Genomic DNA, 16,637 nt, shown 5'->3' with positions numbered 1-16,637 from the left:
CTGCCATCCTACCATCAGCCGCTACTCGTACCGTCGAAATGCAGCGGAACCGGCACTGCCCCTTCCGCTGTGATGGAAGGTCCGAGCAGCTGCTCCAAGTCCTTCTGCTCCACGGTTTCCTTCTCCAGCAGCACGGCCACCAGCCGGTCGAGCTCCGCCCGCCGCTCGCCCACCACGCGCTTGGCGCCCTCCACCGCATCGGTCAGGAAGCGACGCGTCTCCTCTTCGATGATGTGCACCGTGGCGTCGCTGGTTCCGCCCTCCGTGGCCAGCACCTGTCCCAGGAACGGGTGCTCCGTCTTGTGCTCGTGGTACACGGGCCCCACGCGGTCGCTCATGCCGAAGTGCGCCACCATCTTGAAGGCGATGTCCGACGCTTTCTGCAAGTCGTTCGCGGCGCCGGAAGAGATGCCGTCGAGGATCACGCTTTCCGCCGCGTAGCCGCCCATGAGCACTCGCAAACGAGACTCGAGCTCCGCCTGCGTCATGATGTGGCGGTCCGCTTGTGGCGTTTGTTGCGTCACGCCCAGTGCCATGCCGCGGGGAATGATGGACACGCGATGCAGCGGCTCCGCGTGCGCGGAGAAGTGTGCCACCACCGCGTGCCCCGCTTCGTGGACGGCCACGCGATGCTTCTCCTCCGGATCGAGCTTGGTCTCCCGCGGGTCGCCCAGCACGATCTTGTCGTAGGCGGCGCGGAAGTCCGCGGGCTCCAGGGCATCCGCGCCGCGCCGCGTGGCGTTCAGCGCCGCCTCGTTCACGAGGTTTGCCAGATCTGCACCCGAGAAGCCCGGGGTGTTGCGGGCGAGGTCGTCCAGACGAACGTCGCTGGAGACGGGCTTGTCTTTGGTGTGGACCGCGAGGATGGCCTGGCGCGCCGCGAGCTCGGGCCGATCGATGACCACGCGACGGTCGAAGCGCCCCGGGCGCAGCAGCGCGGGGTCGAGCACGTCCGGACGATTGGTGGCGGCCAGCACGATGGTGAGGTCGTTGCGCGAGAAGCCGTCCATCTCCGAGAGCAGCTGGTTCAGCGTCTGCTCTCGCTCGTCGTGGCCGCCGCCCAGACCGGCACCACGCGAACGACCCACGGCGTCGATCTCGTCGATGAAGATGATGGCCGGCGCGACGCGCTTCGCTTCTTCGAACAGCTCGCGGACCCGCGACGCACCAACACCCACGAAAAGCTCGATGAACTCCGAGCCATTGATGGAGAAGAAGGGCACCCCGGATTCTCCGGCCACGGCCCGCGCCAGCAGCGTCTTGCCGGTACCGGGCGGGCCCACCAGGAGCACCCCGCGGGGGACCTTGCCGCCCAAGCGCCGGAAGCGCTCCGGGTGCTTCAAGAACTCGACGATCTCCTCCAGATCCTGCTTGGCGGACTTGAGCCCGGCCACGTCCTCGAAATTGACGGCGACTTGGGACTCCTGCTCGAAGCGATGGGACTTGCCTTTGAGCATTCCCGACAGCGGACCGCCGGCGCCGCCCATCATGCGCTGAGCACGTCGCGAGAGCCAAACCCACACACCAATGATGAGCACCCACGGCAAGACGGTGAGGAGCAGCTGGATGGCGACGGGTTGCTCTTCGCTCTTGACCTCGACCTTCACGCCCTTCTCGCGCAGCAAGGGCATGAGGTCCTTGTCCTCCTGCTGCGGCAGCATGGTGTCGAAGTTCTCGATCTCGTGATCTTCGATCTTCTGCTTGCTCTTCAGCTTGCCGCTGACCTGCTGCCCGCGGAGCGTGACGGACTCGACCTGGTCCTTCTTCACCAGATCGTAGAAGGAGGTGTAGGCGATGGGCGGACGCGCCTGCTCCCGAGCACCGAAGTACTGCCACGCCATCAGCGAGCCCAACAGCACCGCGAGCATCACCCAGCCTCGCCATGGGCGTTGGGCGTCGGGCGTCCCGCTGCGGAGGCCAGGGCGCGGAGGAGGTGCGGCTTCGGGCATGGCGCTGGCAACTTAACGACGGCGAGGTTCGATGTCGACGCCGCCACGGAACGTCTGACCAGGTCGTTACGCATGGACAAATCTCGGGAATTACACGAGTATTCGCCTTGGTTCGGGCGGCCGCTCAGGCGTGGCGAGCAGGAGCATGCGGGTTTTCGGCATCGGAATCGACTCGGCGCTGCGCGCGCGCATGGATGGCTCCGGCCATTCGCTGGGCTACTTCGAGGACGCCAACTCGGCGCCGCTGGCCGAGGCGGACATCGTGATCGTGTCCGCCGCCGACCCCGCGGAGCCACTTTCTCGGCTGGACGGTGCGCGGCGCCACGGTGTGCCCTACGTGCTGTTCGCAGGCAGTGGGGACGCGCTGGCGCGAGCGCTGTCCCTGGGCGCAGACGATGCCCTGCTCCCGGACGGCAGGGACCTCGAGGCGCGGCTGGCCGTCGCCGAGCATCGCATCGCGGTGCGCAAGACGCGGGAACCGATGGCCACGCTGGCGGAGCACCTCGACGCTCTCGACGAAGCCCCGATGGGCTACTTCGAGGTCGAGGCCGACGGCACCATCTTGCACTGCAGCGACTCGCTCGCGCGCCTCGCCGGATACGAATCCGCCAGCGACCTTTGCGGGCGCCCCGTCGTGGAGCTGTACGCCGATCCCGGTGAGCGCCACCGTCTCCTCGGGCACTTGGCGCTGCGGCACTCGGCCACCTCCTACCCCGTCCGGCTGCGCACGCGCGACGGCGGCGTTCGACATTTGATGCTCTCCACGGTGCTGCACCACGACGTGGTCTACGGCCTGGCCGTCGACGTCTCGGAAACCCACCGCGTGGTGGAGCAACTGCGGCGGAGCGAGGAGCTCACGCGGCGGATCCTGGAAGCCATGCCCGGCGGCGTGGTGCACGTGCGCAAGGACGGCGCCGTGCTCCGCGCCAACGGCGAGGCCCAACGCATCCTCGGGCTGCGGCTCGACGAGCTGACGCAGAAATACGTCCTGGACTTCGAGCCCGAAACGCTTCTGGGGGACGGCTCTCCGTGCTCGGCGGAGGACTACCCCGTCAGTCGCGCGTTGGCCACGGGGGAGCCCCAGCCGCGGACGCTGATCGGCGTGCGGCGGCCGGGCGGAGGCGTCTCTTGGGCGGTGTTCACCGCCGTACCCGTCAAGGACCCGGACACTGGGGAGACGTCGGGCGCCGTCGTCACCTTCGTGGACATCACCGAGCATCGTGCCGCGCAAGAAGCGCTCGCCGAGAGCGAAGAACGCTACCGGCGCTTGGTCGAGCATTCGCCGGATCCGATGGCCATCGTGTCGCAGGATCGCCTGCTGTTCGTCAACGCCGCCGGCGTAGACCTGATGGCTCGGGGAGATCTGGTGGGCACCAGCGCCATGGACCTCGTGCCCAAGGAACGCGTGCCGGAGGTGCGCGCGTACGTGGATGCTGCTCTCGAGGGCAAGCGCGTCGGGACGGTCCAAGCAGATCTGGTCCGCCGGGACGGAGGTCGCGTGGCCGTCGAGCTGAGCGCGGCTCCGCTGGTGTACCAGGGTAAACGCGCCACGCTGGTGGTGGCGCGAGACATCCGCGCGCGGCGTCGCGCGGAGGACGAGCTATCGCGCCTCCAGGAGAAGTTCCAGCACACGCAAAAGCTCGAGAGCCTGGGCATTCTCGCCGGCGGTATCGCCCACGACTTCAACAACCTGCTGTCCGCCATCTTGGGCAACGCGAGCTTGGCAAAGCTCCACTTGCCTGACGACTCCCGCTCCGTGCGCCACGTGGCGGCCATCGAGAAGGCCGCCCAGCAGGCGGCGGACCTCACGGGGCAGATGTTGGCCTACTCGGGCCGCGGACGTCTCAGGTCGGAACCCGTGGACGTGTCGGCGATGGTCGCGGAGATGATCGAGCTGCTGACCAGCGTGGTGTCCAAGAAGGCCGTCGTCGAGACGCGCTTCGACGCCCCTGGCGCCCTGGTCCTGGGAGACGTCTCCCAACTGCGTCAGGTGGCGATGAACCTGCTCTTGAACGCCTCGGACGCGCTCGACGACCATCCGGGACGCATCGTGATCCGCACGCGCTTGTCGCAGCTCGAGCGCCGCCAGCTCGCCGAAAGCTACCTGGACGACGGCTTGGCTGCGGGCAACTACCTCACCCTGGAGGTGTCCGACACCGGCCGCGGCATGGACGCCAACACCGTGGCCAAGGTGTTCGACCCGTTCTTCACCACCAAGTCCACCGGCCGCGGCCTGGGGCTGGCGGCCACCCTCGGGATCATCCGCGCGCATCGTGGCGCCGTGGAAGTCCACTCCAAGGTCGGCGAGGGCACGCGGTTCTCGGTGCATCTGCCAACGAGCGACGGCCTGAGCCAAATCGTCGCGGAGCCCGCGGCGGAGACCACCGTCGGGGACGCGTCGGTCCTGGTCGTCGACGACGAACCGATGGTCCGCGAGGTGACCGGCGCGATGCTGGTAGAGCTCGGATACCGCTGCCAGCTCGCAGCGTCGGGGTCCGAGGCCATCCGGCGCCTGCGGGCGGATCCCGCCGACGTCGACGTCGTGATCCTGGACATGACCATGCCGGACATGAACGGAGTGGAAGCGCTGGCCGCCTTGCGCGCCGTGCGCCCAGATCTGCCGGTGGTGCTCTGCAGCGGCTACAGCGAAGCGGAGGTGAGCGACCGAACGGGCGGCAGCTTGGCCAACGCGTTCCTGCAGAAGCCGTTCACAACGTCCGAGCTCATCGCCAAGCTGCAGACGGCGCTCGGGCGCTGATTCAGTCCGCGGACGCGTCCGTGGATCCGCCGCCGCTGCCCGCGCTGCCCGCCGAGCCACCGCCGGTCCCGCCAGCCCCGGCGCCGCCGCCGCTACCGCCGCTGCTGGCGTCGGTGCCCGCATCCATGCCGGCAGAACCGCCGCCGCTGCCGGCCGCGCCTGCCGTCCCGCCCGTGCCACCGCCCGTACCGCCGGTGTTGCCCCCGCTTCCACCCGTCCCCGCGGTGCCGCCGCTGCCGCCGTAGTTCGGGTTGTTGCAGTCCGGCACGTAGCCATCCGGGCACAGCTTGCCGCCGGCGCACACCGGATCGACGACCTCGCCGGTGTCGCAGTTCTTGCAGAGCAGGCTGAGGCAGCTCTCCACCCCACCCACGTTTCCGTAACCGCCGAAGCCCAAGCCGCCGGTGCCCACGCCGCCCTGCCCGGGGTTATTTCCGCTAATTTCTCCAGGTCCGCAGGCCGCGGCCAGGGAGAAGGGAAACACCACCATCGCCAGTCGCAGCACGCTGAGTCGAGCCTTCATTCGAGCGGGAGCTTAGCGTGAATCGCCCAGCGTGTCGCCGAAGGGAACACTCGCGCACATCGGAGCACACCTCAGCAACGCGCGCCGAGACCACGCTCCAGCTCGCCAAAAGGATCGAACAGCGTACTGAGGATGCCCCGCCAGGTGGGATCGGAGATGCCCTTCGCCGCGCGCCAGCCGAGCAGCCGCGCTTCCCCGAGGACGAGGCCCGCCGCGGGTGTGTAGACGAGGTCCAAACCGCTGGGCCGCGCTCCGTTGGCCTCGAACCCATACTCCCAAACGGCGCTGCCCAAAGTGGTGAACGCCAGGGCCGGCACCACGCCGTGCCGACAGCTTCGGACGCGGAGGTAGAGCTCGCTGCCGAACAAGCCGTGGCCCAGCACGTTCACCGCCCAAGGATCGCCGTCCCACTCGAAGGCGGGCTGGGAGGTGTCCCACTTCGGCGGCTGGGAGAAGGCGCGTTCGTAGCCGCCGGGGTCGAAACGCGCGAAAGGCTCCGGCCAGATGAAGATCTCCGCCGTACGCATCGTGGTCATCAGCCCCACTGCGTGAGTGGTGGGCACGTCCCAACGGGGCGGCTCGGCCGCCGCGCTTCGCGCGACCAGCAGCGTGACGACGACGGCTGCCGCCCGGACAATCACTCGTCCGTGCGCTCCGGATCCTGGCGGCGTTCCGCGACCGGTTCGGACCCCACCACCCACTCCAGCTCGGGGACGGGCTCGTCGAAGGCGATCGCCATGCGGTGCGGCCAAAGCCCGTTGGGATCGTCCGGGTTCGACTCCACGCGCACGACGCGCCCCGTGATGCGCTTGGGCACTTCGCTGTCCGGCATGCGCACCGCAAGCTCGATGGTCGCCCCTTCGTCCACCGTACTCGCCGTCATCACCAACGCGCCCGACGCGCTTGCATCGTGCGTGATCGCGATGCCTTCACGCAGAGAGTCCACCTTGACGGGCAGCCAAACCTGATAGCGTTCGTTCGTTCGACGAGTCATCAGCGCGGACGATACCAAGCTCACGCGCGACTGTGGAGCAGCTCTCTCTCCAGATCCCCGAGTTTTCTCCGAGGTCGTCCCACCGGCCGAGCAATGCCGATGAAAGCCATGCCGGCCTCTTTGATCTCTTCCGGCAACACGTTGTCGAGATACTCGATGGCGGTGCCGCGCAAGAGCTCGTCTTCGCTGAACAGCGCGCGATAGGCAATCTGCAGGGGCTCGCGGTCGAGGATCAGGCTCAGCACGCAGATCGCGTACTCCATGCCGCGGTCGGTCCTGTTCCTGAGGCGCTCGTCCGCGCGTTCCGCGTTCCAGGCCAGAGCTCGATCCGACCACGCCTTTTGGCCGAGCTCGATCTCTCGGCCGGCCGCCGCGATGATCCGTTCTCGCGGCAGCCGCAGCTCCGGGCTCTTCTCCGTGATGCGCAAGAGCGCGAGCGCCGCTTGATAGCGCACGTCGAGCTCGGGCTCGAACAGCGCTGCCAGCAGACCGTGCACCGTGCGCTCGTCGGTACAGGCCTCCAGGGTACGGGGGATGCGGTGACGCAGGACTTCGTCGCGATCCCGATCGAGCAGCGCGTCCACCAGCTGCCCCGGGCACTTCGGCGCCACCTCTCGCAGGCTCGCCAGCGCCGCGCGACACACGTCGTCCCGTGCCAGCAGATCGATCGCGGCGGGCACCAAGGCCGCTGGCAGCGGCTGGTAGCGCGCCAGCGCGAAGCGGACCCGGGCCTCGTCCTCGCTACGCAGATCCGCAAGCGCGCGACTCACGTCGTCGATCTCGTCGCCGGCGAGCTCCCAGCCCACGCCCGAGGGCGCCACGACGAATCCGGCCCCCTCACCCTGCGGCGAAAACTCCTGGCCACCCTCCGGTGGCTCGCTGTTCCGGGCGCTGCCGAACGGGTCCTCGGACGGTCGCACACTGCGGCGTTCTTCGATCGCGCGCAGCAGCTCCTGGCGATCGAGGGCGGCGGTCTCCGCCAGCGTACGCCGCGTCGCTGGATCGATGACACGGGCCGAAGACAGGGCAACGGCACCGGACTTCAAGCTCGTCTCCAGCGCGCGGACATAGCCACCGTGAAGCCGGATCGCCGTGACGGCACACGCCGCCGCCACCAGCATGGCCAGCACGATGAGCGCGGGCTCCACGCCGCGAGGCAGCACCACCAAAAGCGCCATCACGGCGCCGCTGCCCAGCACCGCTCCAATGCGATTGACGCCCACGTCGATCAGCATCTTGGCTTGGCGCTTCTCCGCCTTCGGCACCGGCGTGTAGAGCAGCTCGTAGGCAGCACGATACAGCGAGCTCGCCACCAGCGCTTCGAGTCCTCGAAGCACCACCACCGCCCACAGCGCGCTGGACAGAAGCCCCACACCGCCGCCCAGCAGCACCGACAGCGGCAACAGGCTCACGGTACCCGCGATGCCGGCCCGCTCCAGGGCCACGCGACTGGCCGCGGCTTGCAGCAGAAAGGATCCGACGCCGACGCCCATGTGAAACAGCGCGAAGAACGTCACCAGTTGTTCGGCCCCGGTCAGCGTGCCCTTGGCGCGGGAGGAGAGCACGTAGTCGAGCAGCGCGGCGCCCAAGGAGGAGAGCAGCACCAGCACCGCGATGTGCCGCAGGTAGGGGCTGCGGGCCATGACCAGCGTGCCTTTTGTCGGGTCGGCGCGGGCACGCCGCGCTCGCTTTCGGGAGCCCCGGCTACGTCGCGCCAGCAGCGTCACGGCCAGGGCGCAGCCAAAGCACGTCAGCGCCAGGAGCGGCAAGAGCGCCGTCGCGCCGAGCCGGCCGCCGAGCTGCCAGCCCGCCAGGCCCGCGGCTGCACCTCCGACCGTCCCGCCCATGGAGATGCGGGCGAAGTGCCGCTTCGCGCTGTGGGGATCCAAGCATTCGTTCACCAGGCTCCACAAGCCCGCAATCAATGTCGAGCTGAACGCGGCAACGTGGAGGTAGAGCAGCACGACGACGAGTCGTGGGGACGAAGCGAAGGTCGACCACTCCAAAGCGTAGAGCACCCCGCTCACCACGAACGTGATCGGGAGCGCGCGCGGGGGACGCAGCGGCAAAGAGTCGAGACGCAGCCCACGCTGCGAGCAGAGAGACGGCTGCCGCGAGCAGCATCATCCGCGGCAGGAGCGTGACCTCGAAGCCCGCCAGGAACAGCGCATCGCGCGCAGCCTTGGACGCCACCAGCTGCGCGATGGCGCCACCAGAAGCAACGATCGCCAGCGCGACGATGCCGCGCTGCTCTGTAGGCCTCGGCGTCACGGCCGCGAGTGTAAGCGCCAGCGCCCCGCGCCGTTGTCCAGAGCATGAATAGCGCGGGCTTCCGGCGCACCTCGACCCACATGACAGCCGCCGCGGTGAGGCATGGCCCCTCGCAAAGATTTCATAGCTCGATTCGCTTCGGGAATGTCCAGCGCCGCGGAATCGTTGATGAAGCGCCTTTGGTACGCCCGATGAATGAGAACTGCACGATGGCCACCTCCAGCAGCGAACCCGGCACCCGTCTCGAACGGCGCGCCTACCGGCGCGCGCCGCTGGATCGCCCCGTGCTGATCGACGCCGCCAGCGCGTCGCAGCCGGCCCGCGCGCGAGACGTTTCCGGCGGGGGCATCTCGGTCAGCTCCGAGCTGTCGCTCACCATCGGCAACATCGTCGAGGTCTATTTCGAGCTTCCCATCGGCTTCGCAGTGGAGGCACGCGCCGAGGTCATCCGTACGGAGGACGGCACCACCGCGCTGCGCTTTCTGGATCTGGACAAGGAAGCCGTGGTGGCCCTGCGTTCCTACTGCCGCATCAGCGGCCTGCATCGGCTCGAGAACGCGGCGCCAGCGTCCCGCTGACCGGTCGTGCTTCTTCCCGCGCGGACGCACGTTGACGTCCGACGCAGCCCACTGACCCTCGGCAGCCGAGAGCGTCCATCGTACCTGGAGGTCGCGGGCTACCTCGAGCTGCTCGCCTCCGCTGCGCGCGCCGTCAGCTGCGGGGGTCGACAGCTACGTCGCGGCCCGCCGCCTCGGCTAGCCACGGCGCCTGGCCACGCAGTCCGTGCGCGTGGAGGAGCCCGGCGAGGTCGTGTTTCGGCCGTGGGCTCACGGCGGAGAGGTCCGCGCAGCGAGCAGACGGTGGGGGAGCATTGGGGCGGCAGCACGACGAAATTGGAGGGCAAGTCGGCGAAATCGAGGCTTCAGGCGGACCCCACGGCAGCTCGTCGTGCAATTCACGTTTTGGCTCGAGGGCAATCGGCGCTAGAGATCCCGGAGCCGAGGCGCGGCGGCCAGTGGCACCAATCGTGCATTTGGGCCGGCGCGAAAGGGAGTCTGAATCATGAAGGTTGGATACGTTCTTGCGGGTGCTGTCGTGCTTGCCGCCGTCATCGGCGCCACCGTTCGCCAGCAGCCCTCCGTCACGCCGGAAACCCAAGCGGCAACCCCCGCGAACGCCACGCAGGCTCCACCCCTCACGGGAACGGAGCAAACGTTGCCGCCGAATCATCCCCCCATCCCGGACGACCCGGGAAGCATGCAGCAGGCGCCCTCGGCGAAGGCGGATCTGGCGGGTGAGGTAAAGGAGGCCATCAACGTCTCCAGCTACACCTATCTGCGCATTCAGACAGATTCCGGCGAGGTCTGGGCGGCGGTGCCAACGGCCGAGATGAAGGCCGGAGACCAAGCCAAGGTCGTAGGCGCTATGGAGATGAAGAACTTCACGAGTCCCACGCTCAAGCGGACTTTCGACAGCATCTATTTCGGCACCCTGCAGCAGCAGCAGGCCGCCTCTCCCCACGCGAAGTGAACCAGTCAGGGCCACGGGCAGGTACGAAAGTCCTGCCCGGACGGCCCTGAACAGCGCAGCATTTGCGCACACGTGACGAAGCGTGAGGTTCGAGAATCCGAAGACCTTGCGCGGTCACCCTGGATGCACCGGGTTCTTGCCCGCGTGTACGCGGCATCGAGCAGTGCCTGCGAGCACGAGGCGGGCGGGGATTCTCAGATACCCGGAGCGTTTGCTATTCCTTTGTCAACGCGCGCCGCAGCTTCTGCCGCGCAGAGGGACCCATGTGCAAGCGTTGCGCACTCGATCAGCGAGTCCAACCGACATCAATCAGTGCGCCTGCCTCGGCAGAGCACGAACGCTCGTATGCGCGCTCGACGACAGCGCTGGCTCCATGCCATAAGCCGCGCCCGAGGCACGCGACTTGCAGCCGCCGCGACACCGAGGACGGACGCAAATGGTAGCCACGACGATCCACGACGACAAGGGCATCGCCCTGCGGTTTGCGATCACGTGGCTCAGCTCGTCGACGCAGCCCTCCAGGGGGATCCCACACCTGCCGATCCATCCGGTGGTGAAGGCTGAACCTTGAGCGAACGAACCTCCGATCCTCCCGAACCCGAACCGGGTGACACCAAGACGGACGCGACGAAGCGTCCGTGGTGGACCCGTCTCGCCTACTGGCTGTTTGGGCTGTTGGCCGTCATCACCGTGGCGGGCGCCGTGGGCGCCTACAAGGTGGACCGGATCGCCAAGGACCCGAAGCTGTGCGAGTCCTGTCACACGCCCGCGCTCACCGAGATGCACGGCGGCGCCCACAAGGACCAAGCGTGCACGGACTGCCACCAGAGTCGCTACGACCAGAACGTGCGGCAATGGGCCACCAGCTTGTATTCGTCCAAGGGCACGCCCCACGGAAAGTTCGAGCCGAAGAGCTGCAAGAACTGCCACACCAAGGGCAGCACCGAGGCGTGGCACATCACCCGCACGAACGGCCACCGAGACCACGTGTTGAAGGCGGAGAAACCGCTGGAATGCAGCGAGTGCCACACGTGGAAGGCGCACAAGACGGAGCCCAAGCCGGACGCTTGCGCCAAGTGCCATACGGAGATTGCGGTCTACGGCCCGCACAAGATGGAGGGCAAGCCGCAGAAGATCAGCTGCCTGTCTTGCCACAACTACCTGGCCAAGGTCGGGGGCGGCGCGCAGACGCCGTCCAACGACTGCCGCCGTTGCCACGGTGGGGAGAAGAGCGCGGACCGCAGCAATCGCTTCGCCACCGTGATCAAGGCGGAGGCGGTGCCGGCCACCATGATCCACGGCAGCCTCAAGACCTGCAGCCTGTGCCACACGCCCCACAAGAAGACGGAAGCGGGGCGCACTCCCGGCACCGAGTGCACGCGCTGCCACGTCAAGATCCCGAGTGAGTTCCACGCCTCTCAGCGTCCGAAGGAGTTCACCTGCGACACTTGCCACACCGCGCACAGCCCGCGCGCGAAGCTGATGACCGTGTGCAGCAAGTGCCACGAGAAGCAGGCGGAGCAGAAGAAGACCCTCGCCGTCGCCCACGACCGCTGCGCGCAATGCCACAAGCCGCACGAGTTCAAGGCGAACATGGACGGCTGCAAGAAGTGCCACGAGGACCAGACAAACATGCTGGCGTCGTGGGAGTCGGGAAAGCACTCGGACTGCGTCAACTGCCACAAGCCCCACGTCACACGCAACGAGCAGACGGTGTGCTTGACGTGCCATCGCAAGAACGGCGGGCACAAGCACAAGGAGTGCACCACCTGCCACAACCCGCACCAGTCCAAGCAGGACACCAAGCTGTGCGCCACCTGCCACAAGCCGCAAGCCAACCAGCTGGCGCGGTCCGTTGCCCCGCACAAAAAAGCCTCCTGCGCCACCTGCCACTCGCCCCACGCCCCCAACCTGGCGCCCAAGGCCTGCCCTACCTGCCACAAGCAGGAAAACCAGCTGGTCTCCGCCGCCAAGATCGACAAGCACCAGCGCTGCGCGAGCTGCCACCAGACGCACGTCTTCCGCGCCACCTTCGACGCCTGCACCAGCTGTCACAAGAACCCGACGAGCGGACCCCACACGGGCAAGTGCAGCACCTGCCACCAGCAGCATGGACCGCCCCTGGGCAAGGCCGCCTCTTGCCGCAACTGTCACACCGAGATCTCTCAGCCCGGGGGCAAGCACTCCCAGTGCCAGACCTGCCACAAGGCCGCACACGGAGATCAGCTCAAGTCCAACCCGTGCACCCAGTGTCACGACGACAAGGCCAAGAACGTCTCGGCATGGCCGGCTAAGTCGCACATCAGCTGCAATCAGTGTCACCAGACACACAACCCGACGAAGCCGAAGCAGTGCAACCAATGCCATGCGTCGGAGGCCAAGCAGGTCGCCACGACTCGGCACCAATGCTCGTCGTGCCATGACGCGCACGTTCCACCGAAGAACCTGTGGGGTGGATGCAACAAGTGCCACTCCCAGCAGGTGAGCGCGGTGAAGGGCCGCGGGCCGAAGCACTCCACGTGTAACTCGTGCCACAAGCCCCACGCCTTCGACCCGCCCAAGTGCGCGTCGTGTCACACCACGCTGCAGGCAGCGCACAACGTGAAGGGACACGATCGCTGCACCAGCTGCCATGACACGCACGCCAAGAAGATGCCGGCGCGCAAGGAGTGCCTGACCTGCCACCAGGACAAGCAGAACCACTTCCCGAACGCGCAGAACTGCGCTGCGTGCCACCTATTCCGCAAGGCCAAGTGAGGAGCGCCCGAGATGTCGGAGCAGGACGAAACCCAAGACGAACCCACCCCCGAGCCCGAAGAGAAGGAAGCCAAGGGCTCGGCGGAAAAGGGCGACGAAAAAGCCAAGGGTAAGGCGCGTCCGCTCTACTACAACATCGTCAGCCACCTGGGCGGCTTGGTCGTCGTGCTGGGCGCGGTGTTGATCGCGATTTCCCTGCTGGCGCACGTGACGAGCTCCGGGGGCATCAACCCGTACATGGGCATCTTCACGTTCATGGTGTTCCCCGCGCTCATGTTCGCGGGCATCGTCATGTTCCTGCTCGGCATGCGCTGGGAGGCCGGGCGGCGCCGGCGGGCCGAGTCCCTCCAGGACTTGCCATATCCGCGCATCGACCTGAACGACAAGCACCAGCGCAAGGTGTTCGCGTACTCCACCGTCGGTGGCGTGGTGGTGGCCACCCTCGTGGTGTGGGCGTCCTACCAGGGGTTCCACTTCACGGAGTCCGTGTACTTCTGCGGCCAGGTTTGCCACGTCCCGATGCAGCCGGAGTTCACGGCCTATCAGGACTCGGCACACGCGCGCGTGCCTTGCGTCGCCTGCCACGTGGGTGAGGGCGCCGGCTGGTACGTTCGTTCCAAGCTCTCCGGTGCGCGCCAGGTTCTGGCCGTGATCACCAACAACTATCAGCGACCGATCCCCACGCCCATCGAGCACCTGCGCCCGGCCCGGGAAACCTGCGAGCAGTGCCATTGGCCGCAGAAGTTCTTCGGCGCCAAGCTGCTCCAGCTCCCGCACTACCGGTACAACGAGACCAACGACGCCGAGCAGATCTCCCTCACGCTCAAGACCGGCGGCGGCAGCCCGGCCCACGGCAAGAGCCAGGGCATCCACTGGCACATGGTGGTCAACAACACCGTCACCTTCGCGGCGGCGGACCACAAGCTCCAGATCATTCCCTGGGTCAAGGTCAAGCACGCCGACGGCTCAGAGGTCGTCTACAAGTCCACCAAGACCAAGCTCTCACCGTCGGAGATCGAGAAGCTGCCGCGGCACACCATGGACTGCATGGACTGCCACAACCGGCCGGCGCACTCCTTCCCACCGCCGGACGCCGCGGTGGATCAGGCCCTGCTGCGTGGTCGCATCGCGTCCGACCTGCCGTACATCAAGAAGATCGCCGTCGAGTCCGTGTTCAAAGAGCGCAAGGACTCCGAGATGGCTCACGATCTGATCAAGAAGTACATCAACGACTACTACCAGAAGAACTATCCGGACATTTTCCAGAAGCGCAAAACCGACATCGACAACGCCGTGAAGGTCATGATCGAGATCTTCGACCGCGGCGTGTTTCCCAAGATGAACGTGGATTGGGAGACCTACCCGATGAACATCGGCCACCGCTACTGGGCGGGGTGCTTCCGCTGCCACGACGGCAAGCACGTTACCGAGAGCGGGAAGGTGTTGCCCCACGACTGCAACGGCACCTGCCACTCCAAGCCCGAGCGTGGCCGCGTGATGGCGCTGGGCGGCGTGGATCCGGAAGCCATGGACGACTGGCACCCCTGGCGGATGCCGAAGGAACACCTCGATATCGACGGCCACGACATGGTCATGTGCAACCAGTGCCACAAAGCGGGGCAGCGCCCGAGCCGTGAGTGCAAGGACTGCCACGAGAAGTGACATGGAGCCGAAGCGATGACATCCAAGCTCCTCTACCTCCTAGGCCTCGGTACCGTCCTGGCGCTCGCCGGTTGCGGCCGGGGTGATCGCACTCGGCAACCGCCGAAAAGGGTCGAGCTCCCGGCCGCGCCGGAACTGAAACCGCTCGACACCGAGCCCGAAAAGGTGCTCGCCAACCTCAAGACGTCGGTGCACGCCAAGCTCGACTGCTCGGATTGTCACGCGCCGCACGAGAGCCAGCCGGACAAGGTGGGCAAGGGGCAGTGCACGTCTTGCCACGAAAAAGAGGCCAAGGCCTACGCGGAAACGATTCACGCGACGGTGATCAAGGAAGGCAAGAAGGGCGCGGCCACGTGCCAGGACTGTCACGGCATGCACGACACCAAGGCCGTGGACGATCCGGAGTCGCGCGTCTCTCCGCGCAACACTCCGGCCACCTGCGGCCAGTGCCACGAAAACCCCGAGGTCGCGAAGAAGCTCGGCATCAAAGAGCCCCTCGCGGTGCAGCGCTACATCGAGAGCATCCACGGCAAGGCGCTGGTCATCAACGGCTTATTGGTCGCCCCCTCCTGTGCGGACTGCCACGGCAAGGCCCATCACATCTTCAAGGCAGAGGACCCGCGCTCCACGGTCAACAAGTACAACGTGGCCAGCACCTGCGGCCGTTGCCACTCCGGAGAGAAGAAGAAGTACCTGGAGGGCATCCACGCCAAGGCTTTGGCCGAAGAGAAGGCCAAGAACGGGCACGCCAAGAACGGCGAGAAGATCCTGCTCACGGACACCGGCAAGGAAGCCGCGGATCAGAAAGCGCCCACCTGCCCCACCTGTCACTCCGCGCATTCCATCATCGAGCCCGGCCCGCGCTTCCAGCTGGCCAACGACCGCGTGTGCGGCAAGTGCCATGAGGATCGCCTCGAGCGCTACCTGGAGACGTACCACGGCCGCGCCCACGACCTGGGCGATCCGGACGTGGCCGCGTGCCACGACTGCCACGGAGCACACGACATCTGGCCGTCGTCAAACCCCAAGTCCACGCTCTCGAGCGAGCACCGTCTGGCCACCTGCCAGCAGTGCCACGTGAACGCACCGCCCAAGTTCGCTGGCTTTTTGGCGCACGCCAATCACGCCGACAAGAAGAACTACCCGAACCTGTACTGGGCGTACCTGAGCATGACCGGCTTGCTCGTCGGTACCTTCGGGTTCTTTGGCATCCACACGCTCTTGTGGCTGATGCGCACCTTGGTCGAGCGCTTCCGCGATCCGAAGGCCTTCAAGGAAGCCAAGGCCCGAGCCCGCAAAGAAGAAGGCGCCAAGCTCTACCGCCGCTTCCGGCCCATCGATCGCTTCGTCCACCTGCTGGTGATCGTGAGCTTCATGCTGCTGGTGATGACCGGCATGCCCATCAAGTTCCACACCGCGCCCTGGGCGCACAAGGTGTTCGACTTGATCGGCGGCGCCGCCGTCGCGGCCAGCGTCCACCGCTTCGCGGCCATCGTCACGATGACGTACTTCATGCTGCACATCGGCAGCATGATCGTGCTGCTGCGCCGAAACCGGCACCTGTACCGCAAGCAGGACGGCAGCTTCAGCGTGCGTGGCCTTCTGGGCGCCATGTTCGGGCCCGATTCCCCGATGCCGCGCTGGCAGGACGTGAAGGACGTGCTCGGTCACATGAAGTACTTCATGGGCCGCGGCCCCAAGCCCAAGTTCGATCGCTTCACCTACTGGGAGAAGTTCGACTACATGGCGGTGTTCTGGGGCGTCACGGTCATCGGCCTCTCGGGCTTGGTGCTGTGGTTCCCGGAGCTCGCCACCCACGTGATGCCCGGGTGGTCCATCAACGTTGCCCACATCATCCACAGCGACGAGGCCCTGCTCGCGGCCGGCTTCATCTTCACGTTCCACTTCTTCAACAGCCACTTCCGCCCGGAGAAGTTCCCGTACGACGCGGTCATGTTCTCCGGCAAGGTGACCGAAGAAGAGCTGCGCCACGAGCGCCCGGCCCAGTACGAGCGCATGAAGGAAGCCGGCGAGCTCGAGAACTACACCCAGCTCGGCGAGTGGAAGCAGTGGAAGCTCATCGTGAACATCTTCGGTGCAGCGGCTATCGCGCTGGGGCTGACGCTGTCCGCCGCGATCTTCTACGCCCTGGTGTTCTGAACCTCGCGAACGTCGGCATTTCCGAGAGAATGT

Annotated in this window: 11 protein-coding genes; 6 read left to right on the top strand and 5 right to left on the bottom strand. The window is 66.8% G+C overall.

Features of this window, described 5'->3' with window-relative positions:
- Positions 1–14: 14 nt before the first annotated feature.
- Positions 15–1,949, bottom strand: coding sequence for an ATP-dependent metallopeptidase FtsH/Yme1/Tma family protein (locus tag H6717_03275; GenBank protein ID MCB9576040.1), 1,935 nt, complete (start codon positions 1,947–1,949; stop codon positions 15–17).
- 145 nt (positions 1,950–2,094) lie between these two features.
- On the opposite strand from H6717_03275, the gene H6717_03270 reads away from it, so the two are divergent.
- Complete coding sequence (locus tag H6717_03270) at positions 2,095–4,707, top strand: PAS domain S-box protein (GenBank protein MCB9576039.1); 2,613 nt, start codon at positions 2,095–2,097, stop codon at positions 4,705–4,707.
- 1 nt (position 4,708) lies between these two features.
- On the opposite strand, the gene H6717_03265 is transcribed toward H6717_03270, so the two are convergent.
- The 4 genes from H6717_03265 to H6717_03250 all read right to left on the bottom strand — a co-directional run bounded on the left by H6717_03265 (position 4,709) and on the right by H6717_03250 (position 8,251).
- Complete coding sequence (locus tag H6717_03265) at positions 4,709–5,230, bottom strand: hypothetical protein (GenBank protein MCB9576038.1); 522 nt, start codon at positions 5,228–5,230, stop codon at positions 4,709–4,711.
- 71 nt (positions 5,231–5,301) lie between these two features.
- Positions 5,302–5,871, bottom strand: coding sequence for a DUF3943 domain-containing protein (locus tag H6717_03260; protein MCB9576037.1), 570 nt, complete (start codon positions 5,869–5,871; stop codon positions 5,302–5,304).
- Positions 5,868–6,224 carry a PilZ domain-containing protein gene (locus H6717_03255; protein MCB9576036.1) on the bottom strand — a complete coding sequence of 119 codons (357 nt, stop codon included), beginning with the start codon at positions 6,222–6,224 and terminating at the stop codon, positions 5,868–5,870. Before H6717_03255 ends, H6717_03260 begins: the two co-directional genes overlap by 4 nt.
- Positions 6,225–6,244: 20 nt before the next feature.
- Complete coding sequence (locus tag H6717_03250) at positions 6,245–8,251, bottom strand: hypothetical protein (GenBank protein MCB9576035.1); 2,007 nt, start codon at positions 8,249–8,251, stop codon at positions 6,245–6,247.
- 453 nt (positions 8,252–8,704) lie between these two features.
- On the opposite strand from H6717_03250, the gene H6717_03245 reads away from it, so the two are divergent.
- From H6717_03245 to H6717_03225, 5 genes are all read left to right on the top strand, one after another.
- Positions 8,705–9,073, top strand: a complete 369-nt coding sequence (locus H6717_03245) for a PilZ domain-containing protein (protein MCB9576034.1) — start codon at positions 8,705–8,707, stop codon at positions 9,071–9,073.
- 484 nt (positions 9,074–9,557) lie between these two features.
- Positions 9,558–10,025, top strand: a complete 468-nt coding sequence (locus H6717_03240; GenBank protein ID MCB9576033.1) for a hypothetical protein — start codon at positions 9,558–9,560, stop codon at positions 10,023–10,025.
- A 567-nt stretch (positions 10,026–10,592) separates the two neighbouring features.
- Entirely contained in the window at positions 10,593–12,782 is a 2,190-nt protein-coding gene (locus H6717_03235) for a cytochrome c3 family protein (protein ID MCB9576032.1), read from the top strand.
- A 12-nt stretch (positions 12,783–12,794) separates the two neighbouring features.
- Entirely contained in the window at positions 12,795–14,444 is a 1,650-nt protein-coding gene (locus H6717_03230; protein ID MCB9576031.1) for a NapC/NirT family cytochrome c, read from the top strand.
- A 15-nt stretch (positions 14,445–14,459) separates the two neighbouring features.
- On the top strand, positions 14,460–16,604 hold the full coding sequence (locus H6717_03225) for a cytochrome c3 family protein (protein MCB9576030.1): 2,145 nt from the start codon (positions 14,460–14,462) through the stop codon (positions 16,602–16,604).
- The last annotated feature ends 33 nt before the right edge of the window (positions 16,605–16,637 follow it).

The sequence above is a fragment of the Polyangiaceae bacterium genome, assembly GCA_020633235.1.
Classification (GTDB): domain Bacteria; phylum Myxococcota_A; class Polyangia; order Polyangiales; family Polyangiaceae; genus JACKEA01.
Note: the sequence above shows the minus strand (reverse complement) of the source record. Positions and strands in the feature narration are given on the sequence as shown.

Excerpts from the sequence above, each read along its gene's own strand:
- H6717_03275 (MCB9576040.1), bottom strand. The coding sequence starts at position 1,949 with ATGCCCGAAGCCGCACCTCCTCCGCGCCCTGGCCTCCGCAGCGGGACG.
- H6717_03270 (MCB9576039.1), top strand. The coding sequence starts at position 2,095 with ATGCGGGTTTTCGGCATCGGAATCGACTCGGCGCTGCGCGCGCGCATG.
- H6717_03265 (MCB9576038.1), bottom strand. The coding sequence starts at position 5,230 with ATGAAGGCTCGACTCAGCGTGCTGCGACTGGCGATGGTGGTGTTTCCC.
- H6717_03255 (MCB9576036.1), bottom strand. The coding sequence starts at position 6,224 with ATGACTCGTCGAACGAACGAACGCTATCAGGTTTGGCTGCCCGTCAAG.
- H6717_03245 (MCB9576034.1), top strand. The coding sequence starts at position 8,705 with ATGGCCACCTCCAGCAGCGAACCCGGCACCCGTCTCGAACGGCGCGCC.
- H6717_03240 (MCB9576033.1), top strand. The coding sequence starts at position 9,558 with ATGAAGGTTGGATACGTTCTTGCGGGTGCTGTCGTGCTTGCCGCCGTC.
- H6717_03230 (MCB9576031.1), top strand. The coding sequence starts at position 12,795 with ATGTCGGAGCAGGACGAAACCCAAGACGAACCCACCCCCGAGCCCGAA.
- H6717_03225 (MCB9576030.1), top strand. The coding sequence starts at position 14,460 with ATGACATCCAAGCTCCTCTACCTCCTAGGCCTCGGTACCGTCCTGGCG.